19 protein-coding genes and 1 tRNA gene are annotated in these 21,249 nt (G+C 69.9%); 13 read left to right on the top strand and 7 right to left on the bottom strand.

Going from position 1 to position 21,249, the window contains the following annotated elements; translation table 11 throughout:
* Nucleotides 1–26: 26 nt before the first annotated feature.
* Nucleotides 27–99: transfer RNA gene (locus tag ABIC47_RS14930), tRNA-Ala, on the top strand.
* Nucleotides 100–173: 74 nt separating this feature from the next.
* Here the strand turns inward: ABIC47_RS14930 and ABIC47_RS14925 are convergent.
* Together ABIC47_RS14925 and ABIC47_RS14920 are read right to left on the bottom strand one after the other, a co-directional pair.
* The gene (locus ABIC47_RS14925) at nt 174–1,349 is read right to left on the bottom strand and encodes an RtcB family protein (RefSeq protein WP_354481516.1); all 1,176 of its coding nucleotides are present in this window, start codon (nt 1,347–1,349) and stop codon (nt 174–176) included.
* Nucleotides 1,350–1,467: 118 nt separating this feature from the next.
* Entirely contained in the window at nt 1,468–1,614 is a 147-nt protein-coding gene (locus tag ABIC47_RS14920; protein WP_020074891.1) for a hypothetical protein, read from the bottom strand.
* A gap of 34 nt (nt 1,615–1,648) precedes the next feature.
* On the opposite strand from ABIC47_RS14920, the gene ABIC47_RS14915 reads away from it, so the two are divergent.
* The 3 genes from ABIC47_RS14915 (at nt 1,649) to ABIC47_RS14905 (ending at nt 4,123) form a co-directional block, all read left to right on the top strand.
* The gene (locus tag ABIC47_RS14915; RefSeq protein WP_354481513.1) at nt 1,649–2,272 is read left to right on the top strand and encodes a GNAT family N-acetyltransferase; all 624 of its coding nucleotides are present in this window, start codon (nt 1,649–1,651) and stop codon (nt 2,270–2,272) included.
* Between the two features lie 209 nt (nt 2,273–2,481).
* Nucleotides 2,482–3,108 (top strand): MEDS domain-containing protein, encoded by a 627-nt coding sequence (locus ABIC47_RS14910; RefSeq protein WP_354481510.1) that lies wholly within the window; start codon nt 2,482–2,484, stop codon nt 3,106–3,108.
* Nucleotides 3,101–4,123, top strand: a complete 1,023-nt coding sequence (locus tag ABIC47_RS14905; protein ID WP_354481508.1) for a helix-turn-helix transcriptional regulator — start codon at nt 3,101–3,103, stop codon at nt 4,121–4,123. The genes ABIC47_RS14910 and ABIC47_RS14905 overlap by 8 nt, the downstream gene beginning before the upstream one ends.
* 22 nt (nt 4,124–4,145) lie before the next feature.
* On the opposite strand, the gene ABIC47_RS14900 is transcribed toward ABIC47_RS14905, so the two are convergent.
* From ABIC47_RS14900 to ABIC47_RS14890, 3 genes are read right to left on the bottom strand one after another with little or no spacing between them, the layout of a single operon-like run.
* Nucleotides 4,146–5,189, bottom strand: coding sequence for a redoxin domain-containing protein (locus ABIC47_RS14900; protein WP_354481505.1), 1,044 nt, complete (start codon nt 5,187–5,189; stop codon nt 4,146–4,148).
* Complete coding sequence (locus ABIC47_RS14895; RefSeq protein ID WP_354481502.1) at nt 5,179–6,150, bottom strand: alpha/beta fold hydrolase; 972 nt, start codon at nt 6,148–6,150, stop codon at nt 5,179–5,181. Before ABIC47_RS14895 ends, ABIC47_RS14900 begins: the two co-directional genes overlap by 11 nt.
* Nucleotides 6,151–6,194: 44 nt before the next feature.
* Complete coding sequence (locus ABIC47_RS14890) at nt 6,195–7,412, bottom strand: epoxide hydrolase family protein (protein ID WP_354481499.1); 1,218 nt, start codon at nt 7,410–7,412, stop codon at nt 6,195–6,197.
* Between the two features lie 260 nt (nt 7,413–7,672).
* On the opposite strand from ABIC47_RS14890, the gene ABIC47_RS14885 reads away from it, so the two are divergent.
* Both ABIC47_RS14885 and ABIC47_RS14880 read left to right on the top strand, forming a co-directional pair.
* Complete coding sequence (locus ABIC47_RS14885) at nt 7,673–8,989, top strand: LCP family protein (RefSeq protein ID WP_354481496.1); 1,317 nt, start codon at nt 7,673–7,675, stop codon at nt 8,987–8,989.
* 273 nt (nt 8,990–9,262) lie between these two features.
* Entirely contained in the window at nt 9,263–10,660 is a 1,398-nt protein-coding gene (locus tag ABIC47_RS14880) for an MFS transporter (RefSeq protein ID WP_354481493.1), read from the top strand.
* Here ABIC47_RS14880 and ABIC47_RS14875 read toward each other — a convergent pair.
* Nucleotides 10,642–11,475 carry a UbiA family prenyltransferase gene (locus ABIC47_RS14875; RefSeq protein WP_354481491.1) on the bottom strand — a complete coding sequence of 278 codons (834 nt, stop codon included), beginning with the start codon at nt 11,473–11,475 and terminating at the stop codon, nt 10,642–10,644. The two genes, ABIC47_RS14880 and ABIC47_RS14875, sit on opposite strands and share 19 nt — an antisense overlap.
* Before the next feature lie 73 nt (nt 11,476–11,548).
* Between ABIC47_RS14875 and ABIC47_RS14870 the strand changes: the two genes are divergently transcribed.
* From ABIC47_RS14870 to ABIC47_RS14840, 7 genes are all read left to right on the top strand, one after another.
* The gene (locus tag ABIC47_RS14870) at nt 11,549–12,562 is read left to right on the top strand and encodes a LacI family DNA-binding transcriptional regulator (protein ID WP_029042779.1); all 1,014 of its coding nucleotides are present in this window, start codon (nt 11,549–11,551) and stop codon (nt 12,560–12,562) included.
* A gap of 122 nt (nt 12,563–12,684) precedes the next feature.
* Complete coding sequence (locus ABIC47_RS14865) at nt 12,685–14,454, top strand: glycoside hydrolase family 13 protein (RefSeq protein ID WP_354481489.1); 1,770 nt, start codon at nt 12,685–12,687, stop codon at nt 14,452–14,454.
* Between the two features lie 45 nt (nt 14,455–14,499).
* Nucleotides 14,500–15,876 carry an ABC transporter substrate-binding protein gene (locus tag ABIC47_RS14860; protein WP_354481486.1) on the top strand — a complete coding sequence of 459 codons (1,377 nt, stop codon included), beginning with the start codon at nt 14,500–14,502 and terminating at the stop codon, nt 15,874–15,876.
* Between the two features lie 30 nt (nt 15,877–15,906).
* On the top strand, nt 15,907–16,836 hold the full coding sequence (locus ABIC47_RS14855; RefSeq protein WP_354481483.1) for a carbohydrate ABC transporter permease: 930 nt from the start codon (nt 15,907–15,909) through the stop codon (nt 16,834–16,836).
* Complete coding sequence (locus ABIC47_RS14850; protein WP_354481481.1) at nt 16,833–17,828, top strand: carbohydrate ABC transporter permease; 996 nt, start codon at nt 16,833–16,835, stop codon at nt 17,826–17,828. Before ABIC47_RS14855 ends, ABIC47_RS14850 begins: the two co-directional genes overlap by 4 nt.
* 23 nt (nt 17,829–17,851) lie before the next feature.
* On the top strand, nt 17,852–19,039 hold the full coding sequence (locus ABIC47_RS14845) for a glycoside hydrolase family 3 N-terminal domain-containing protein (protein ID WP_354481478.1): 1,188 nt from the start codon (nt 17,852–17,854) through the stop codon (nt 19,037–19,039).
* A 108-nt stretch (nt 19,040–19,147) separates the two neighbouring features.
* Nucleotides 19,148–19,696: a YceI family protein gene (locus ABIC47_RS14840; protein WP_018190841.1), complete on the top strand. Its 549-nt coding sequence runs from the start codon at nt 19,148–19,150 to the stop codon at nt 19,694–19,696.
* Between the two features lie 136 nt (nt 19,697–19,832).
* Here the strand turns inward: ABIC47_RS14840 and ABIC47_RS14835 are convergent, their stop codons facing one another.
* Nucleotides 19,833–21,221 carry an NAD(P)/FAD-dependent oxidoreductase gene (locus ABIC47_RS14835; protein WP_354481475.1) on the bottom strand — a complete coding sequence of 463 codons (1,389 nt, stop codon included), beginning with the start codon at nt 21,219–21,221 and terminating at the stop codon, nt 19,833–19,835.
* Between the last annotated feature and the right edge of the window lie 28 nt (nt 21,222–21,249).

Raw genomic sequence — 21,249 nt, 5'->3', positions numbered from 1 at the left:
CGAAAGGCCCGAACGGCGCACACTCTGGGTCTGTGGCGCAGCTGGTAGCGCACCTGCATGGCATGCAGGGGGTCAGGGGTTCGAGTCCCCTCAGATCCACCGAAGATGACAGAAGGCCGGCCCGAAAGGGCCGGCCTTCTGCGCTGTTATGGTCGGCGTCTGGCCGCTGGCGGTCAGTCGCCCTTCACGTTGACGAGCTGGTGAAGCGTGTGGCGGATCTCGACGAGGTCGGCCGCGTCGGCCATCACCTGGTCGATCGGCTTGTACGCCTGCGGGATCTCGTCCAGGAACGCCTCCGTGTCACGGAACTCGATCCCGGTCATCGCCTCACGCAGCTCCTCGATGGTGAACCGCTTGCGCGCGGCCGTCCGTGAGAACTGGCGTCCGGCGCCGTGCGGCGAGGAGTGCAGCGCGAGCGGGTTGCCGAGCCCGGAGACCACGTACGACGCCGTCCCCATCGAACCGGGGATCAGGCCCGCCTGGCCGACGCGCGCCGAGATGGCGCCCTTCCGCGACACCCAGACGTCCTTGCCGAAGTGGTTCTCCTTCTGTGTGAAGTTGTGGTGGCAGTTGATGCGCTCCGACTCGATCACGTCCACGCCGAACCACTCCGACGTCTGACGCACCACACGGTCCATCATCTCCTCACGGTTCAGCAGCGCGAAGTGCTGGGCCCACCGCAGCTGCGCGATGTACTCGTCGAACTCCGGCGTGCCCTCGACCAGGTAGGCGAGGTCCTTGTCGGGCAGTTCGATCCACCACTTCTCCATCAGCGCCTGCGCGACCTTGATGTGGTGACCGGCGATCCGGTTGCCGACGCCACGGGAGCCGGAGTGCAGGAACAGCCACACCACGTCCTCTTCGTCGAGGCTGACCTCGATGAAGTGGTTGCCGGAGCCGAGCGACCCCAGCTGGCGCTCCCAGTCGCGCAGGTGCGTCGACGGATCGAAGCCGGCCTGCTCGGCCAGCTCTGTCAGCTCCTGGATGCGCGGCTCCGCGGTCGCGACGATCTTCCGGTTGCGGGCGCCGGCGGACAGCGGGATGGCGCGCTCGATCTGGGTGCGCAGCTCCGAGAGCGGAGCAGAGGAGGCCGCCACGTCGTCGCGGGTGAACTGCGTCCGCACGGCGATCATCCCGCATCCGATGTCCACGCCGACGGCCGCGGGCATGACGGCGCCGAGGGTCGGGATGACCGACCCGACCGTGGCGCCGAGGCCCAGGTGGGCGTCCGGCATGAGGGCGAGGTGCGGGTGGATGAACGGCATCCGCGAGGTGGTGACCGCCTGCTCGCGCGTGGAGTCCTCCAGCAGGGAGGCCCAGCTCAGCAGGCGGTTCGAGATTCTTTCCATGATCCTTTCGTTTCTCATCGGGGTGCGGCCGGGACGGCCGTTCCCCGATGAGATGCGAAGGAGGAGGTCAGCCCCGGACCTCGAACGGCGGGGCTGCGACACACCGGAAGGTGCGGTGCTACAGACCCCGCGGGCGCTCGAGCGCGCGGAAGGTGCGCTGTTCGCGCTTCGGGTACTGCAGGCTGAGCATCCCGGTGTCCTTCCGTTCGGCGTTCTTCAGCGTGGGCTGCCTGCGCCGGTCGGCGCAGGATTCACGACTATACATGCCAACAGTGATTCTGGGAAGTACAGTCGCATCCATGGACACTCGGATCGCCGGCCCGGCCGACGCGGACGCCATCACGACGACGATCGCCCTGGCTTTCCGTGACGACCCGGTGTGGGGGCCAGCTCTTGCGGCGCCGGACGGCGGAACCGCGCACCTGGAGCGGTTCTGGCGGTACTTCGTCGAGGGCGCCATCGGCCATCGAACGGTGTCCATGCAGCAGGGCCCCTCGGGCGAGGCAGCGACCGTCGCCGTCTGGCTACCGCCCGGGGTCGACGAACTCACCGAGCAGCAGGAGGCGGAGGTGGACGCCCTGATGGCGCGCACGCTCACGCCCGAGCGCTTCGAGGCGTACCGGCGGCTGTGGCAGCGGTTCGACGAGACGCACCCGCACGGCGAACCGCACATGTACCTGAGCCTGCTGGCCACGCATCCCGCTCATCGCGGGCGCGGGATCGGTCAGCGGCTTCTCGCCGAGGATCTCGCCCGATTCGATGCGGACGGGCTGCCGGCGTACCTCGAATCGACGAATCCGGCCAACGACCACCGGTATGAGCGCGCGGGCTTCCGGACGGTCGGCGGCTTCACGTCCGTCATCGACGGGGCCGCCGTCACCACGATGTGGCGGGATGCGCGCAACCCTGCAGAAGGAGGCTGAGCCTCAGTGCAGGCGGCGCTCCTCCTCCTGCTCCAGACGCTCCTTCTCGGCGTCCTTCGCCTCCTGCTCCTTCTGGATCTCTTCTTCGCGCGGGGTCTTGTTCGTCATGAGGCGAGCGTAGCCGCAAGGCGGGGTGCGCGGAACGGTCGGTGCCCGTTGTGCGTCGCGTCATCGCTGGGCTATCCTCCCGCACGGAACGGGAGTCGTGGATGGCAGCCGAGATCCCAGGCGCAACGGGCCCTGTCACCTTCGCCGGCGGGGTGCTCGACCGCTACCGCCATGTCTGCGCCTTCGTGAACGGGCAGGCGGAGGCCGACGCCGTGCTCGATCCGTTCCTCCAGGACGGCGTGGATGCGGGCGACCGCCTCCTGTACCTGGTGGACACCGCGACGCCCGGTGCTCCGCTCCGCCGTCTCCGTCGCCTGGGGTTCGACACGGGCGCGCTCCTCGAGGAGAGGCGTTGCGAGGTGCGGACCTGGGCCGAGACCTACCTGCGCAGCGGGGACTTCGACCAGGCAGACATGCTGGACCAGTTGGATGCGATGCTCGGCAGGTCGCCCCGCCCGCGCATCCGGCTGCTCGCCGACATGGGGTGGGCGGTCGACCGGGACGGGGTCGCGGACGACCTGATCGAGTTCGAGGCGCGGGCGAACTTCCTGCACTCCCGCCACCAGCACGTGGTCATCTGCGCCTACGACACGTCCCGCTTCGACGGCGCCTTCATCATCGACATCCTGCGCACGCATCCGATGGTCCTCATCGGCGGGTTGCTGCAGGAGAATCCGTTCTTCGTACCGCCGGAGGAGTTCTTGCAGGAACGGAGCGCCCGTGGCTGACGGCCCCGCCCCCGAGCCCGCTCTCGCACCCGCCCTCGAACCCGACGATCGGGGGTGGATGCGTGATCTCGGGGCGATGCTCGCGCTGCCGTCGCTGTGGGTGGATCACAGTCCCGCCGAGATCGCGGACGGCCTGCTGAGCGTCCTGGCCGGGGTCCTGCGGCTGGAGGCGGGTTTCGCCCGGTTCGAGATCCCCGGCGGTGAGGAGCGGCTCGAGGCCTGGCGTCCGTCCGGGGCGCCTGCGCCGGACTCCCTGGTGGAGGCGCTGCGGTCCGGTCGCGCGTTCCCGGACTCCGGCGGCACGGAGCCGGGTCCGACCGGTTTCGCGACAGCCGCCGTGCGGACGGCCGAAGTGGGTGGGGCGACGACCGGACGGATCACCCGGGTCGCCGGGCTCAGCCTGGCGCTGCCGTGGGAGTCGGCGCGCGTGCTGGTGGCGGCATCCCGGGCCGACTTCCCGACCGAGCGGGAGACGCACCTGCTGCGGGTCGCGGTCGGGCAGGCGGCGATCGCCCTCCACACGGCACGGCGCCTGGCGGCTGAGCAGGATGCCCGCCGGGCGGCCGAGCGGGAGCGCGATCGTCAGACGCAGGCCCTGCACGCGCTCCTCGACGACCTGGGCCCGGCACTGACGGAGGCGACGCGCCGGGTCCGTCAGGCGGCGAAGGAGGCGGACGACCCGAACGTGTCGCTCGGTGCCGCTGGGACGCATCCTCTCTCGGCACCGGATGCGGGGGAGCGGGCGGTCGTAGCGTTGCGCGGCTCACCTCTGGATCCGGCTCCTGTGCGCGGCTCGGCGGCCGACGACACGGCACCGCTCGACGAGACGCTGACCCGCCGCGAACTCGAGGTGCTCGGCCTTCTCGCGCAGGGGTTGAGCAACAAGGAGATCGCCGGTGTGATGTGGCTGAGCGACCGGACGGTCGAGCGCCACATCACGAGTCTGTACCGCAAGATCGGGGTCGGTCGGCGCAGCGAGGCGACGGCGTTCGCGCTCCGGCACGGGGTCGTCTGACCGGGAGTCAGCCGAGCGCGGATCACCCGAAGGTGAAGCAGTACGCTTCGAGCCCCGGGCGGTCGAACTCCAGCTGGAGCACCGCATCCTGTACGCGGCCCTGCTGCCGGATCAGCTGGAAGGTGTCCTGGCGGTCGACCACGCCGCGACCGTCGGCGTCGACATCCGTGCCGTGCGCGTCGCCGGGCGGCCGGCCGTCGAGAAGCACACGGAACGGGATGTGGGTGCCGGCCGGGGTCGGTCCCATCACGAGATTCGCGTCACGTGCGTGGAAGGCGAACGCGACGCTGCCGCCGGGCTCGTCGAGCACGGCCGCGTGCCGTGCATGCGTCCACCGGCCCGTCAGGTCCCAGCCGTTCAGGGGCAGAGCGCGGGTGCCGTCGTAGGACTCGCTCCGGTCGTAGCGGTCGGCCGACTCGGAGACGAAGCCACTGCTCTGGCCGTAGCCGAGGTAGGTCTCGGGCGAGCGGAGGTCGCGCCAGTCCGCCGCCACCTCCAGTCCGTGCGGCTCGACCATCACGAGGTTCAGATCCAGGTCGCGGGCGCCGGCCGCCGTCAGAAGCCGCTGGATCATCATCTCGGTGCGCTGGTACTCGCCCTCGCCGAAGTGGTGGAACCGCAGCCGCCCGTCGGCGTCGGCCAGGTAGACGGCCGGCCAGTAGTGGTTGGCGAAGTCGTCCCAGACGCCGTAGTCGTCGTCCACCGCGACCGGATACTCGACGCCGAGGGCACGGGTGCGTTCGATCACGTTGGCGCGGTCGTGCTCGAACCCGAACTCGGGCGTGTGGACTCCGATGACGGTGAGCCCGTCGGCGGCGTACTTCTCGTGCCAGGCGCGCAGGTACGGGAGCGTGCGGAGCCAGTTGACACAGGTGTAGGTCCAGAAGCCGACGAGGACGACGCGGCCGCGCAGGCCTTCGGGCGTCAGCGGCTCGGAGTTGAGCCAGCCGGTGGCGCGGGCGAACGGTGGGAGCCGGCCCTCGTCGGGGAGCGGCTCCTCGTCGCCCGCGAGCCGGTGCGCGATGGTGCGGAACAGGCCGCGCTCGCGGTCGTCGTCAGCCGACACGGTCGTTCTCCGCTCGGGTGGCGGCCTCGTCGGCCATCCGCGCGACGTCCAGGACGGCGTCGGCGAACGCGCGCGGCGCCTCCTGCGCCAGGTTGTGCCCGACACCGCCGGTGATGAGCCGATGCTCGTACGGTCCGGTGAAGCGGTCGCGATAGGCGGCTGGATCGAGGTGGAAGGCGCCGTTCGCGTCGCCCTCCAGAGTGATCGCTGGGACCGGGATCGCCGGACGCGCCGCGATGCGGGCCTCCACCTCGTCGAGGCGGGGGTCGCCGTCGGCCAGCCCCAGCCTCCACCGGTAGTTGTGGATGACGATGTCGACGTGATCGGGATTGTCGAACGCCGGCCTGCTGCGCTCGAAGGTGGCGTCGTCGAAGTCCCAGCGCGGGGACGCCGTGCGCCAGATCAGGCGCGCGAACTCGTCGCGGTACCGGTCGTAGCCGGCCCGGCCGCGCTCGGTGGCGAAGTAGAACTGGTACCACCACGTCAGCTCGTCCACCGGGTGCAGCGGGTTCGCGTTGGCGGCCTGTCCTGCGACGAGATACCCGCTCGCGGTCACCTGCCCGCGCACACGCTCCGGCCACAGGGCGGCGAGGATGTTCGTCGTCCGGGCGCCCCAGTCGCAGCCGCCGACCAGCGCCTGTTCGATGCCCAGCGCATCCAGCAGGGCGATCGCGTCGGCGGCGAGCGCGGCCGGCTGACCGCTCCGCAGGGCGCCGGGGTCGCGGAAGGCCGTCGTGCCGTAGCCGCGGAGGAACGGCACGACGACGCGGAAGCCGGCGCCCGCGAGTGCGGGCACGACCCCCTCGAAGCTGTGGATGTCGTACGGCCAGCCGTGCAGCAGCAGCACCGGTGGTCCGTCGGCCGGCCCGCTGTCGGTGTACCCGATGTTCAGCTCGCCGGCGTCCACCTGCCGCACCGCGTCCATCCCGTCGGTTTCGGATGTCCCGTCGATTCCCGCCATCGTCGCGCTCCCGTCGGCTGATCCGATCCTGCCCCCGACGGTGCTCAGCGGAGAGACCGGAATGTGGCGCGCAGCTCCTGCGAGAACAGCTCCGGCTGCTCCCATGCGGCGAAGTGCCCGCCGCGGTCGAGGCGGTTGAAGTGGATGAGGTTCGGGTAGGCGGCGGTCGCCCAGCTCCGTGGTGCGGCGTAGATCTCATCCGGGAACACGCTCACGCCGACCGGGAGGGTGACCCCCTTCGGCGCGAAGAACGCGAGCTTGCTCTCCCAGTAGAGCCGGGCTGAGGACACCGCGGTGTTCGTCAGCCAGTACAGCGTGACGTTGTCGAGGATGTCGTCGCGCGTCAGCCCCTCCGAGCCACCGGCGAAGACCCGGGCGATGAGGTCGTAGCTGCGGGCGTCGTGGTCGAGCATCCACGCGGCCAGCCCGACGGGGGAGTCGGCGATCCCGTAGAGCGTCTGCGGGCGGTTGCCCATTTCCTGCGCGTAGGCCAGACCGTGGGCATAGAAGAACGCGAGCTGGTCCCACGCCCCGCGCTCCTCGGGGTCGAGGTCGGCGGGCGGCTCCTCGTGCGCATCCAACGCCTCCTGGATGGCGGGCGGGATGGTCGCGGCCATGTTGGTGTGGATGCCGATGAGCCCCGGAGGGGCGAGCAGGGCCAGCTGCTCGGTGACGGCGTTGCCCCAGTCGCCGCCCTGGGCGACGTAGCGGTCGTAGCCGAGCCGCCGCATCAGCTCTGCCCACGCCCGGGCGATGCGGATCGGGTCCCACCCGGTCGCATCCGGCTTGCCCGAGAAGCCGTGGCCGGGAAGCGACGGGATGACGAGATCGAAGGCGTCGGAGGCTTCGGCCCCGTAGGCGGTCGGGTCGGTGAGCGGGCCGATGATCTTCAGCTGCTCGATGACGGAGCCCGGCCAGCCGTGCGTGACGATCATCGGGAGGGCATCCGGGTGCGGCGAGCGGATGTGCAGGAAGTGGATGTCGAGGCCGTCGATCTCCGTCACGAACTGCGGGATCTCGGCCAGCCGCGCCTCGACCGCGCGCCAGTCGTGCTGGTCGGCCCAGTATTCGGCGAGGGCGCGCATGACGTCGAGCTGAACGCCCTGCGAGCTGTCGTCGACGGTCTCGCGCTCCGGCCAGCGGGTCGCGAGGATCCGCCGTCGGAGGTCGTCGAGCTCCTCGTCGGTGGCGGTGTAGGTGAACGGGCGGATGTCCTCGGCACGGGCGCTGTCGGCGTCGTGGCGGTGTTCGGCGATGGTCATGGGTGCTCCTGGGGTGGTCTCCGTGGTTCCGGGCGGTACTCGGCGGTCGAGCGGCCGTCGCGAGTCGATGGTGACGCCGGCCGGTCGCCCCTGGCATCGGGGAGAACACTCAACGGAACGCCTGCGCCGCCGCGGGGTGGCGGGAACCCCTCACCGCCTGCGGCCATGTGAACGTCCTCATCCCGTATGCGCGCCTCGCAGCACGCGGAAAGGGAGGGTCGCTAGGATTTCAGCAACGTCCGCCGAACCGAGGGATGCCGATGACCGATCTGCCGCGACGGCATCAGCGCGCCCGGGGGCCGGAGGGTGTCCGTCACGGTCGGCTGCCGCGACGGCGTGCGGCGATCGCAGCGCTCAAGCTCCTCGCGGGTGCGCTCGTCGTCGCGTTCGTCAGCATCGGCTCCGTCGCCGCGTACGCGGTGTGGGATGTGGCTCACTCCATCAAGACCGGCGTCCACCTGCAGGCGCTGCCCGGGCAGACTCCCATCCCGCAGGACATCCCGAACGTCGGCGCGCTCCCCGGCGGAGTCAACCTGCTCCTCGCCGGCACGGACAGCCGCAGCGATCTGGGCGGCATCTACAACAGCGAGGACGAGCAGGACGCCAGCAGCGGCGCGGGCAACAACGACGTCACGATGCTGCTGCACATCGCCCAGGACCACAAGAGCATGATGGTCGTCAGCTTCCCGCGCGACCTGATGGTGCCCATCCCGGACTGCCCGGACCCGAAGGGCGGGACGATCGACGGCAGCTCGTACGCGCAGTTCAACACGGCGCTGTCCCGCGGCGGTCTCAACTGCGTGGTGGCGACGGTGTCGAAGATGACCGGGTTGAGCATCCCCTTCGCGGCGGTGATCAACTTCAACGGCGTCAGCGCCATGTCGGACGCGGTCGGCGGCGTCACCGTCTGCCTCGCCTCGCCCGTCACCGACGACTACACGAACCCGCCGCTCGACCTCCCCGCCGGCGAGAACACGATCGTCGGGGATGTGGCGCTCTCGTTCCTGCGCAGCCGCCACGGGGTCGGCGACGGCAGCGACCTCGGCCGCATCTCCAACCAGCAGGTGTTCCTGTCGGCCCTCGCCCGCAAGGTCGTCGACGGCGGGGTGCTCTCGAACCCGGTGCAGCTGTACGCGCTGGCGAAGGCGGCCGTGAACAACATCACCCCGTCGGACACCCTGACGAACCCGACGACGCTGGTGCAGATCGCGCTGGCGCTTAAGGACACGGGACTCCAGAACATGGTGTTCGTGCAGTACCCGGCGGTGACCGACCCGGACAACCCCAACCGCGTGGTTCCGCAGGAGTCGGCGGCGGACGCGCTCAACGAGGCCCTCGTGAACGACCAGCCGGTGAAGCTGACCGGCTCGACCGGCCGAGCAGCCGAGGACCCGACGGCGACCGCGTCGCCCGCGCCGGAACCGGGTGGCGAGCCGTCGCCCGCGACGCCGGCCGCGCCCGCGACGCCGGCCGCGCCCGCGACGACGGATCCGTCGGCCGGCGGAGCGGTCGAGCTGCCGTCGACGATCACCGGCCAGACCGCGGCGCAGCAGACCTGCACGAAGGGCAACAACTAGCCGCGTCTCGGTGCGCGGAACGGAGGAGCTGCGCGCTCCGCGGGCGCGCATCCACCTCCGTTCGTGGCGAAACGCCGGGGATCCGGTCGGTATCTCCTCCGTTCATCGCGCGCGTCGCTGCGTGACGAATAGGGAGGAATTCGGCGGGCTGCGACGGCGTGTCGACGGGAAACGGAGGGGATGCGGCGGCGAGCGGCCGCATTCACCTCCGGTTCCGACACGGGGCGATCGGGGCATGTTGCCGAGATCGCGGCGACCACGTTGAATGAGTCCATGACCAACGTGCGGATCGAGCGGATGTCGTCGCTCCAGCTGAGAGTGCTCGTCATCGCGATCCTCGCGAGCTTCGTAGCCTTCCTCGACGGCGCAGTCATCAACGTCGCGCTCCCGGCGATCTCGCGGGAGCTCGGCGGAGGGCTCCCGCTGCAGCAGTGGGTGGTCGACGGCTACCTCGTCACGCTCGGCTCGCTCATCCTCATCGCCGGGTCGCTGTCCGACGTGTTCGGCCGCAAGCGCGTGCTCTACGCGGGACTGATCGGATTCGGCATCACGTCGCTGATGTGTGCGTTCGCGCCGACCGGGGTGTTCCTTGTGATCGCCCGCGCGCTGCAGGGCGTCGCCGGGGCGCTGCTGGTGCCCAGCTCGCTCGCGATCATCATCTCCCGCTTCGATGGGCCGGCCCAGGCCAAGGCGATCGGCCGCTGGACGGCGTGGACCGGCGTCGCCATGATCGCCGGCCCGGTGGTCGGGGGCATCTTCGTCGACACGCTGTCGTGGCGGTGGGTGTTCGTCATCAACGTGATCCCGATCGCGATCACGCTGATCCTCATGATGACCCTGAAGGGCGAGGACAAGGGGATGGGCGGCCGCGTCGACTACGCCGGTGCGATCCTCGGATCCGTCGGTCTCGCCGGGACCGTGTTCGCCCTGATCGAGCAGGGGACGTATGGCTGGGGCAATCCGCGCGTATGGATCCCGCTCGTGGTCGGCATCCTCAGCCTGGTGGCGTTCTTCATCGTGGAGACGCGCGTGAAGCAGCCGATGCTGCCGCTCGGGCTGTTCAGCGTCCATAATTTCTGGGTCGGCAACGTCTCGACGTTCTTCGTTTACGGGGCGCTCTCGTTCGGCCCCCTGATCGTCACGCTGTACCTGCAGCAGGTGGCCGGGTTCTCGGCGATCGCCGCCGGGTTCGTGTTCATCCCGTCCACGCTGTGCATGCTGCTTCTCTCCGGCCTGTTCGGCGGGCTCGCCGGACGCTACGGGCCCCGGCTGTTCATGGCGGTCGGGCCCATGATCGCCTCCGCGGGCTTCCTCTGGCTGCTGATGATGGGGACCGGCGTCGACTACTGGACGACTCTGCTGCCCGCGGTCCTGCTGTTCGGCGTCGGCCTGTCGATCACCGTCGCGCCGCTGACGAGCGCGATCCTGGGCGCCATCCACCCGGAGCAGGCGGGCATCGCGTCGGCCGTCAACAACGCCGTGTCGCGCATCGCCGGACTGCTGGCGGTCGCCGCCGCCGGCATGATTATCGGCGGCACGCTCGACACCGAGGGACTCCATCGCGCCATGATCGCCGCGGCCGCGCTGCTGCTTGTCGGCGGCGTGGTGTCGGCGATCGGCATCCGCAACAAGGCTCCGGTCGCCGACAAGATTCAGACAGTGACGGACTGACCCGTCAGCGCGAGCATGGCGACGTCCACGATGGCGCACGTCATGATCAGCTGCATGAGGAGGCGCGTCGGACTCCGGCGGAACAGCAGGATAACGCCGGTCGCTGTCGCCGCGAGGCCGATCACCAGGCCGACGATGAAGAGCGGGCGGACAGGGAGGCCCGGGCCGAACGTGATGAGCAGAGTCGCGATCGCGAGCGCCGCGAAAGCGAGCAGGCCGCTGAGCCGCGCGCCCAGCCGGTGCGGGAGCCCGCTGATGCCGGTGCGCGCGTCATCCTCCAGATCCGGGAGCACATTGGTGACGTGAGCGGCGACGCCGAGCAGAGCGCCCGCGGCGAACACCCACCACTGCGGCAGTGCGGGCTGCTCCTGACCCAGGGTGGCGATGGCGGGCAGCACACCGAACGACACCGCGAACGGGACGAACGAGAAGACGGTCGCCTTCAGCCCCAGGTTGTACGCCCAGCCGCCGGCGATGGCGACCACGTGGGCGATAAGCGCCCCCGGCCCGAGCGGGATCGTCAGCAGGATCGCCGCCGCCAGCGCCACGAAGGCGGCGACGCGGACGGTCGGGACCGAAACGTCTCCGCGCGCCGCCGGCTTGTCGCTGCGCTCCACCGCGCGGTCGCGGGCCGCATCCAACCAGTCGTTGCACCAGCCGATGGACAGCTGGCCGAAGAGCACGGCCAGAGCGAGGATCACGAGCCGGCCGGGTGGATAGCCGAGGCCGACGCCGAGCAGCGTCGCGATCACCGTGACCACGACGGTGGGCCCTGGGTGACTGGCGAGCAGGAGGGAGAGCACCTTCTTCGCCATGCCGTCATCGTATCCCGGGGCCGGACTGCAAACTACTTGCGTTGATCTGCAAGGATTTGCGTACACTGTGGTCATGTCGAAACGACTCGCCGAAGTGGCGCGCAAGGTCGGTGTCAGCGAGGCCACGGTCAGCCGCGTCCTCAACGACAAGCCGGGAGTGTCGGACGCCACCCGTCAGGCGGTGCTGACCGCCCTGGATGTGCTGGGCTACGAGCGGCCGACCAAGCTGCGCGGAGAGCGCGCGCGGCTCGTGGGGCTCGTGCTCCCCGAACTGCAGAACCCGATCTTCCCCGCCTTCGCGGAGATCATCGGGGGAGCGCTCGCGCAGAACGGCTACACCCCGGTGCTCTGCACGCAGACCGCCGGCGGCATCTCGGAGGCCGACTATGTCGAGCTCCTGCTGCAGCAGCAGGTCTCCGGCGTGGTCTTCGTCGGCGGCGCCTATGCCCAGCAGGATGCGGATCACAGTCACTACGGCCGGCTGACCGACCTGCACCTCCCGACCGTCCTCGTGAACGCACCCGTCGACTCGCTCGGGTTCGCCACGGTCTCCTGCGACGACACGGTGGCCACGACCCAGGCGCTGACGCACCTGCGGTCGCTCGGCCACGAGCGGATCGGGCTGCTGCTGGGGCCGCGCGACCACATCCCGTCGCAGCGTAAACTCGCGGCGGCCCGCCGGGTCACGGCGGAATGGGGCGACGAACTGGATGAGTCCCTCGTCGTGCACTCGCTCTACTCCCTCGAGGCGGGCCAGGCGGCGGCGACCCGGCTGCTCGCCGCCGGCGTCACGGCGATCGTGTGCGCGAGCGACCCGATGGCGCTCGGGGCGATCCGGGCCGTCCGGCGGGCCGGGCTCTCGGTGCCGCGCGACGTCTCCGTCGTCGGCTACGACGACTCCGCGCTGATGAACTGCACCGAGCCTCCGCTGACCACGATCCGGCAGCCGATCGAGCCGATGGGACGCACGATCATCGAGCTCCTGCTCCGTCAGATCTCCAGCGATTCGGCCATCCGGGACGAGCTGTTCTTCGAGCCGGAACTGGTGGTGCGTGGTTCCACCGGGCCCGCTCCGCACGCGAGCTGAGCCGCAAGCGCACGCAAAAGTGCGCAAATGAATTACGTATTGTTGACTTCTTGCGTCAATCTGTCGAACTAGCTACATTTCGGTGAACGACGACGGCGCCGCGGTGTCCGTCGCGACGACAGATGACCGAAGGGCTCAGCGTGGATCTCACCGTGATGGACGGCGGCACCGCCGCACCCGTCGCCGCTCCGCAGCCGGCGAGCGCCGGTGCGACGGCGCGTGCCGCATCCACACCGCCGTCCGACGACCCGCAGTGGTGGCGCAGCGCGGTGATCTACCAGATCTATCCGCGCAGCTTCGCGGACGGGAACGGCGACGGCGTCGGCGACCTCGCCGGCGTGCGGCAGCACCTGCCGTACCTCGCCGACCTCGGCGTCGACGCGCTCTGGTTCACGCCCTGGTACGACTCGCCGCTCGCCGACGGCGGCTACGACGTCGCGGACTACCGCCGCATCCACCCGGCTTTCGGCGACCTGGCCGAGGCCGAGGCGCTGATCGGCGAAGCGCTCGCCCTCGGCATCCGCACCATCATCGACGTCGTACCGAACCACGTCTCCGACCGGCACCGCTGGTTCCAGGAAGCCCTCGCCGCCGGCCCGGGATCGCCCGAGCGCGAACGCTTCTGGTTCCGGCCCGGCCGCGGCGACGACGGCTCGCAGATGCCGACATCGTGGCCGTCGAACTTCTCAGGAGACACCTGGACGCGCACGACGAACCCCGACGGGACGCCCGGCGAGTGGTACCTGCACCTGTTCAGCCCGCAGCAGCCGGACCTCAACTGGGACCATCCGGATGTTCGGCGCGAGCACGAGGACATCCTGCGGTTCTGGTTCGACCGCGGCGTCGCCGGAGTGCGGATCGACTCGGCCGCCCTGCTCGTGAAGGATCCGGCGCTGCCCGAGGTGCCCGAGCATCCCGGGGCGGGGGAGCACCCCAACCAGGACCGCGACGAGCTCCACGACATCTATCGCGGCTGGCGCGCCCTCGCCGACGGGTATCCGGGAACCCGGGTGCTGGTGGGCGAGATCTGGCTGCCCGACATCGAGCGGTTCGCGCTGTACCTCCGACCGGACGAGCTGCACACCGCGTTCAACTTCGACTTCCTGGCCCGGCCCTGGGATGCGGTGGAGTTGCGCGCATCCATCGACGAGACGCTCGCGGCGCACGCGCCGGTCGGCGCTCCCAGCACGTGGGTCCTCTCGAACCACGACGTCACCCGGGCGGTGACCCGATACGGTCGCGAGGACTCCTCGTTCGCCTTCGCCACCAAGCGCAAAGGCACCCCGACCGACCTCGCCCTCGGGACGCGCCGGGCACGCGCCGCGGCGCTCCTCACGGCCGCGCTGCCCGGTTCGCTGTACATCTACCAGGGCGACGAGCTGGGGCTGCCGGAGGTCGAAGACCTTCCCGACGAGCTCCGCGAGGACCCGATGCACGAGCGCTCCGGCGGCGTCGATCCCGGCCGCGACGGCTGCCGGGTCCCGCTCCCGTGGCGGGGGACGCAGCCGCCGTTCGGCTTCAGCCCCGAGGGCGCCGACGCCGAGCCGTGGCTTCCGCAGCCGGCCGGCTGGGCCGCGCTCACCGTGCAGGCGCAGCAGAGCGACCCCACCTCCATGCTGTGGCTCTACCGGCAGGCGCTCCGGATCCGCCGCGCAGAGCCCGGCCTCGGCGACGGACCGCTGACCTGGCTGGATGCGCCGGACGGTGTGCTGGCCTTCGCTCGCGGCGCCGCGTTCGCGAGCGTCACCAATCTCTCCGCCGCTCCGGTCGACCTCCCGGAGCACCAGGCGATCCTCCTCAGCAGCCGTCCGCTCGTCGACGGGAAGCTGCCACCCGACTCGACGGTCTGGCTGCGGACGCAGCACCGGCCGACGGGACACCTCACCACCTGAACGCACCATCCACGCACTGCACCATCACTCGAAAGGGTCCAGACAATGAAGTCATCACTCAGGATCACGGCGGTCGCCGCGGTCACCCTCGCCGGAGCGGGGCTCCTTGCCGGATGCTCGTCATCCGGCGGCGACTCCGGCGACGGGAAGGTCCACATCACCGTCGCCAGCCTCATCCCGGGCAGCGACAAGGCCGCGTTCACGGCCTTCGACGACCGGGTCAAGGAGTTCGAGAAGGCCAACCCGAACATCGACATCAAGTCCGAGGAGTACCAGTGGACGGGGCCGACTTTCGCGACCCAGCTCGCCGGCGGCACCCTCCCGGACGTCTTCAACGTTCCGTTCACCGACTCCCAGTCACTGCTCCAGGCGGGTCAGCTCGCCGACATCACAGCAGAGGTGAAGAAGCTGCCGTACGCGGACAAGTTCAACGAGAACGTGCTCGCGGTGGCGAAGTCCGGAGACAAGATCTACGGCATCCCGTACGGCCCGTACGCCATGGGGCTGTCGTACAACCGCGAGATCTTCCAGAAGGCCGGGCTCGACCCGGACAAGCCGCCGACGACCTGGGACGAGGTGCGTTCGGCCGCCAAGACCATCTCCGAGAAGGTGCCCGGTGTCGCCGGCTACATGCAGATGACGCAGGGCAACACCGGCGGATGGGAGCTGACGACGACCGTGTACGCCCGCGGCGGCCGGATGGAGACCACCGACGGCGGGAAGACGAAGGTCACCACCGACAACCCGGTCACCAAGGAGGCGCTGCAGTGGCTGCACGACCTCCGCTGGGAGGACAACTCCGTCGGCAGCAACTTCCTGCTCGACTGGAGCGGCATCAACCAGGCGTTCGGCGCCGGGCAGATCGCCATGTACCCGTCCGGATCCGATGTGCTCACCTCACTGGTGCAGCAGAACAACGTCGACCCGGCGAACTACGGACTGACGATGCTGCCGATCGACTCGTCGAACAGTGACGCCGGCGTGCTCGTCGGCGGCAACGTCGCGGCCGTCAGCCCCAAGTCGTCGCAGGCCCAGAAGGAGGCCGCGGTGAAGTGGATCGACTTCTACTACATGCAGAAGCTGCTCGACAAGGATCAGGCGATCGCCGACGCGAAGGTGCTCGTCAAGTCCAACCAGCCGGTCGGCGTTCCCACCCTGCCGGTCTTCGACAAGGCGACCTACGACCAGAACATGGAGTGGATCAAGGGCGAGATCAACGTGCCGCAGGTGAACGTGGCGCCGTTCACCGACAAGATCTTCGACGCCAGCCTGGTCCCCGAGCCGAACAAGCACACGCAGGAGCTGTACGGCGCGCTCGACTCCGTCGTCCAGGCCGTGCTGACGGACAAGAACGCGAACATCGACCAGCTGCTGAAGAAGGTCGACAGCGACATCCAGAAGCTCGTCGACGCAGACAAGTGACGAACACGAACAAGTGACGAACACAGACAAGTGACAACACACGATCGACAGCTGAGCCGTCCCCGCCGCACACTTCTGACCTGGGTGCGCGGCGGGGGCCTCAGCTCCCTGCTGTTCCTGCTGCCGATGCTCCTGATCTTCGGCATCTTCTCCTGGTGGCCCATCGTGCGGAGCGTCGTCATGAGCTTCCAGCACACCAATCTGGTGAGCGCGCCCACCTGGGTCGGCTGGGACAACTTCGTGCAGGTGGTGAACGATCCGCTGTTCTGGACGGCGGTCGGCAACACCGCCTGGTTCGCCTTCCTCGCGCTGCTGCTCGGGTACCCCATCCCGCTCATCGCGGCGGTGCTGATGAGCGAGGTGAAGCGCGCGAAAGGCCTGTACAGCGCGCTCGCGTACCTGCCCGTGGTCGTACCGCCGGTGGTGGCGGTGCTGCTGTGGAAGTTCTTCTACGACGCCCGCCCGGATGGCGTGTTCAACACGATCCTCGGCTGGGTCGGGATCCCGCCGCAGCCGTGGATCCAGTCGGCGACGCAGGCGATGCCGTCTCTCGTCGTCGAGGCGACCTGGGCCGCGGCGGGCGGAACGATCATCATCTACCTGGCCGCGATCACCGGAGTGGCGCCGGAGCTGTACGACGCGGCCGAGGTCGACGGTGCGGGCATCTGGCGCAAGATCTGGCACGTCACGCTGCCGCAGCTGCGCAGCGTCCTGCTGATCACGCTCATCCTGCAGATCATCGGCACGGCGCAGGTGTTCCTCGAACCGTTCCTCTTCACCGGCGGCGGCCCGGTCGACTCGACCGTCACCATCCTGCTGCTCATCTACCGGTACGCGTTCCAGAACTCGCTCGGCGGCGACTACGGCGCCGCCACCGCGCTCAGTCTGATGCTGGCGGCGTTCCTCGCCGTGCTGTCCCTCGTGTACTTCCGCCTCACCAAGTCCTGGAGCCAGAATTGACGACCTCGACCGAGCTGCCGCGCGAGGCGGCGGCCAACGCGCAGGAGCTCCTCGCGCCGGCTCCCCACGAGCCGGAGAGAAGGCAGCGGACCCGACGACGTGAGCGGGAGGAGGCGGGCGACCGCGGCATCCTCTCGATCTCCGACCGCCGGAAACCCGGTGTGCGGTGGAGTGCGCGCGTCATCCACGGGGCTCTGCTCGTCGTCCTCGTGATCGTCGGACTCGGGCCGCTGCTCTGGCTCGCGAAGTCGGCGATCACGCCGACGGAGGACACCCTCCGCACGCCGATGGCGCTGTTTCCGAACGGGGTGGACTGGGCGAATCTGTCGACCGCGTGGTCGACGGTCCACATCGACGTGCAGTTCATGAACACGATCTGGGTCGCGGCCGGTTCGTGGGCGGCGCAGATCCTGGTGGCGACGACGGCCGGGTATGCGCTGAGCGTGCTCCGGCCGAAGTACGGGAAGGTGCTGTACGGCCTCATCCTGACCACGCTGTTCGTGCCGTCGGTGGTGCTGCTCGTGCCGTTGTACCTGACCATCCTGAACCCGCCGCTGCTCGGCCAGTCGCTGATCAACACGTTCTGGGCGGTGTGGCTGCCGGCCGGTGCCAGCGCCTTCAACGTCGTGCTGGTGAAGCGGTTCTTCGACAACCTGCCGCGGGAGATCTTCGAGGCGGCGCGGACCGACGGGGCGGGGCCTTTCCGGCTGTTCTGGTCGATCGTGCTGCCGATGTCGAAGCCGATCCTGGGTGTGGTGTCCGTGTTCGCGATCATCGCGGCGTGGAAGGACTACCTCTGGCCGCTGCTCGTGCTGCGCGACCCGGCCATCCAACCGCTGTCGGTGCGGCTGCCCACGCTGCAGGCGGCGATCCAGCTGGATGTGTACCTGGCCGCCCTGGCCATCTCGACGCTCATCCCGATCGTGCTCTTCCTGGTGTTCCAGGGCCTGTTCCTGCGGAGCGCGGGGCTCGGCGGCGCCGTGAAGGGATGAGACGGCTGGGTTAGCATCGAGGGATGCGCGCAGCCCGACGCCGGACGGCCGCGGTGGTCGCCGTGGCGCTCTCGGCGACCCTGCTGATGGCGGGGCTGAGCGGATGCGTGGGCGCCGCTCCTGCCCACACGATAGGCGCCACCCACACCGCGGGCGCGGCTCCGACCCCGTCGCCGACGCCGACCGTCGACCCGGTCGAAGCGTACGCCCGGCAGCGCCTCGCCAACCTGACCCTGCGGCAGAAGGTGGCGAGCCTGTTCATGCTGCACACGCCCGGTACCGACCCGGCGGCGCTGCGCGGATACGTCGACCGGTACGGCGTCGGCGGCATGATCCTGATGGGCGACAACATCCCGTCGACCCCCGCCGAGCTCGCCGCGCAGACGGCGGCCATGACGGCCTCCGACCCGGGGCTCCCTCCGCTGATCGGTGTGGACGAAGAGGGCGGCGACGTCACACGCCTCGGCTGGGACGATCAGCCCGGAGCCGACACCCTGCGGGACCAGGACCCGGCAGCGACGCGCGACGCCTTCGCCCGGCGCGCGACGCTCCTGAAGCAGGCCGGGATCTCCGTGAACTTCGGGACCGTCGCCGACGTCACCGCCGACCCGGCCTCCTTCATCGCCGACCGCGTGCTCGGGACGGAGCCTGGCGCGGCGGCCGCCCGTGTCGCCGCCTCGGTGACGGGGGAGCGCGGGACGGTGCTGAGCACGCTCAAGCACTTCCCCGGCCACGGCGAGAGCGAGGCCGACTCGCACCACGCCGTGCCGTCGACCGCCGTCAGCAAGCAGGACTGGTCGACGCGTGACGCCCCGCCGTTCCAGGCGGGCATCTCCGCGGGAGCCGAGCTGGTGATGTTCGGGCACCTCGCCTATACCCAGGTGGATGCGGCGCCCGCGTCGCTCTCGGCGGCCTGGCACCGCATCCTGACCGACGAGCTCGGGTTCCGCGGCGCGAGCATCACCGACGATCTGCGGATGCTGCAGGACACGGGGCTGCCGCAGTACCAGGACCCGGGGGAGAACGCGGTGCAGGCGATCGCGGCGGGGAACACCATGGTGCTCGACGTGCTGCCGGCCGGAGGCGATCCGGATGCGCTCATCGATGCCGTCGTCACTGCTGTGCAGCAGGGACGCATCCCGGTCGCGCAGATCGACACGGACGCGCTGAAGCTGCTGCAGCTGCGCCGATCGCTCTCCGCGGAAGAGTGACGCGTCAACTTTTTTCGCGAATCGCGGAATAGTCCGGGAGTCCATACGCTTGCATGTATTCGACGCGGGGCGGATGGGCCGCCCGGCGCGCGACTTCTAGGAGACACCGTGACTATCGAGATCCCCGGCTACAAGGCTGGCACCTGGACCATCGACCCCGCCCACAGCGAGGTCGGCTTCAGCATCCGTCACCTGATGATCAGCAAGGTGAAGGGCGTCTTCGAGAACTTCGACGCCACCTTCGTGACCGCCGAGAACCCGCTCGAGTCGAAGGTCACCGCGAAGGCCGACGTCGCCTCCATCAACACCAAGGACAAGAACCGCGACGCGCACCTCCGCACCGGCGACTTCTTCCTCGCCGAGGAGCACCCGACGATCGACTTCGTCTCGACCGGCGTGCGCCACGAGAACGGCGAGTTCCTCGTCGACGGCGACCTCACCATCAAGGGCATCACCAAGCCCGTCACCTTCGAGTTCGACTTCGGCGGCTTCGGCCAGGACCCCTACGGCAACTACAAGGCCGGCGCGACCGCGAAGACCAAGATCAACCGTGAGGACTTCGGCCTCACCTACAACGCCGCGCTCGAGACCGGCGGCATGCTGCTCGGCGACGAGGTCACCATCACGCTCGAGCTCCAGGCCGTCCTCGCCTCCTGACCCCTGCGCCCCTGCGCCCCGCCCCCAGCGCCCCTCCGCCCACCGTCGAGTACGCACTTTTTGCACACGACGCGCCACGCGTGCGTGCAAAATTTGCGGACTCGACGGTGGGCGGAGGCGTTTGAGAGGGGGCGGGTCAGTGGCCGATGAGGGGGGAGAGGGTGCGCGCGATGACGGAGGCGCGACGGGTGACGGACTCCTCCAGGTCGGCGGACTCCATCGCGACGAGGCCCGCGTTGGCCCCGGCGAATCGGAGCGGCTCGGGCTCCCACCGCGGTGAGCGGTGCCCGACCCACGGCAGCATGGTCAGGTCGGTGCGGGATCCGGTGAGCAGGTCCGCGAGCGTACGCCCGGCCAGGTTCGTGGTGCTCAGCCCGTCTCCGACGTAACCGCCCGCCCAGGCCTCGCGCGCATCCCGGTCGTAGCCGACGCTCGCGTGCCAGTCGCGTGGAACGCCGAGCGGTCCGCCCCAGTGGTGCGTGATCCTGGCGCCCGCGGCGTCCGGGAAGAGATCGTAGAGCGTGTGGATGAGGTGGTCGCGCACGCGCAGCGACCGGTCGTATCCCGGCCGGATGGCGCTCCCCAGGTGGTACCGCGCGCCGCGGCCCCCGAACGCGAACCGGTTGTCGGCGGTCCGCTGGCCGTAGACGATGAGGTTCCGGAAGTCGGTGAACGTCTGGCCGTGCTCGATGCCGATGCGCGCCCACGTGGCGTCGGGCAGCGGCTCGGTGGCGATCATCAGAGAGTAGAGCGGGAGGATGCGGCGGCCCACCTGCGGAAGCTGCGAGCCGTATCCCTCGGTCGCGTTCACCACGGTGCCCGCTCGGACCGTGCGCGCGGAACCGTCGGAGCGCACCTGCACCGTCCCGGCGTCCCACGACAGCACCTCGGTGCCCTCCGCGATGGTCGCTCCGCGGCGTTCGACGACCCGGGCGAGACCGCGCACGAGCTTGGCCGGGTGGATGCGCGCGCACGCCGGCGTGTACGTCGCGGCCAGCGCATCCCGCACCCCGAACCGCGAGCGGACCGTCTCGGTGCCCCACAGCGCGACGCGGTCGACGCCGTAGCGCTCCGACTCCTCGAACTCGGCGCGCGCGGCCGCGACCTGCGGCGTCGACCGGGCGAATGTCACGGTGCCGCCGCGAGCGAAGTCGATGTCGATGCCTTCGGTATCGGCGACCCGGCCGACCTCGTCGACGGTGTCGACCATCGCCTGGCGCATGCCCACGGCCGCATCCCGGCCGTACCTCGCGTCGAGCTTCGAGGCGGACCACGGGAAGAGCGACGAGCACCAGCCGCCGTTGCGGCCGGACGCACCGAAACCGGCGACCTCCTTCTCCAGCAGAAGGATGCGCAGAGACGGGTCGCGCTCCTGCAGGTAGTAGGCGGTCCAGAGGCCGGTGAGACCGGCGCCGACAATGGCGACATCCACATCGGCATCGGCGTCGAGGCCGGGCCGGGGGCGGAAGCCGTCCTCGTCGGCGGCGATGGAGTCGAACCAGAAGCCGACCGTGCGGTAGTCCATTGCGCTCCTTCTCGTTAAGGCGCGAATC

The sequence above is a fragment of the Leifsonia sp. 563 genome (genome assembly GCF_040545055.1).
Lineage (GTDB): Bacteria > Actinomycetota > Actinomycetes > Actinomycetales > Microbacteriaceae > Leifsonia.
Note: the sequence above shows the minus strand (reverse complement) of the source record. Positions and strands in the feature narration are given on the sequence as shown.

Coding starts and splice junctions, on each gene's coding strand:
- ABIC47_RS14925 (WP_354481516.1), bottom strand. CDS start 1,349: ATGGAAAGAATCTCGAACCGCCTGCTGAGCTGGGCCTCCCTGCTGGAG.
- ABIC47_RS14920 (WP_020074891.1), bottom strand. CDS start 1,614: ATGTATAGTCGTGAATCCTGCGCCGACCGGCGCAGGCAGCCCACGCTG.
- ABIC47_RS14915 (WP_354481513.1), top strand. CDS start 1,649: ATGGACACTCGGATCGCCGGCCCGGCCGACGCGGACGCCATCACGACG.
- ABIC47_RS14910 (WP_354481510.1), top strand. CDS start 2,482: ATGGCAGCCGAGATCCCAGGCGCAACGGGCCCTGTCACCTTCGCCGGC.
- ABIC47_RS14895 (WP_354481502.1), bottom strand. CDS start 6,150: ATGGCGGGAATCGACGGGACATCCGAAACCGACGGGATGGACGCGGTG.
- ABIC47_RS14890 (WP_354481499.1), bottom strand. CDS start 7,412: ATGACCATCGCCGAACACCGCCACGACGCCGACAGCGCCCGTGCCGAG.
- ABIC47_RS14885 (WP_354481496.1), top strand. CDS start 7,673: ATGACCGATCTGCCGCGACGGCATCAGCGCGCCCGGGGGCCGGAGGGT.
- ABIC47_RS14880 (WP_354481493.1), top strand. CDS start 9,263: ATGACCAACGTGCGGATCGAGCGGATGTCGTCGCTCCAGCTGAGAGTG.
- ABIC47_RS14875 (WP_354481491.1), bottom strand. CDS start 11,475: ATGGCGAAGAAGGTGCTCTCCCTCCTGCTCGCCAGTCACCCAGGGCCC.
- ABIC47_RS14870 (WP_029042779.1), top strand. CDS start 11,549: ATGTCGAAACGACTCGCCGAAGTGGCGCGCAAGGTCGGTGTCAGCGAG.
- ABIC47_RS14865 (WP_354481489.1), top strand. CDS start 12,685: ATGACCGAAGGGCTCAGCGTGGATCTCACCGTGATGGACGGCGGCACC.
- ABIC47_RS14860 (WP_354481486.1), top strand. CDS start 14,500: ATGAAGTCATCACTCAGGATCACGGCGGTCGCCGCGGTCACCCTCGCC.
- ABIC47_RS14845 (WP_354481478.1), top strand. CDS start 17,852: ATGCGCGCAGCCCGACGCCGGACGGCCGCGGTGGTCGCCGTGGCGCTC.
- ABIC47_RS14835 (WP_354481475.1), bottom strand. CDS start 21,221: ATGGACTACCGCACGGTCGGCTTCTGGTTCGACTCCATCGCCGCCGAC.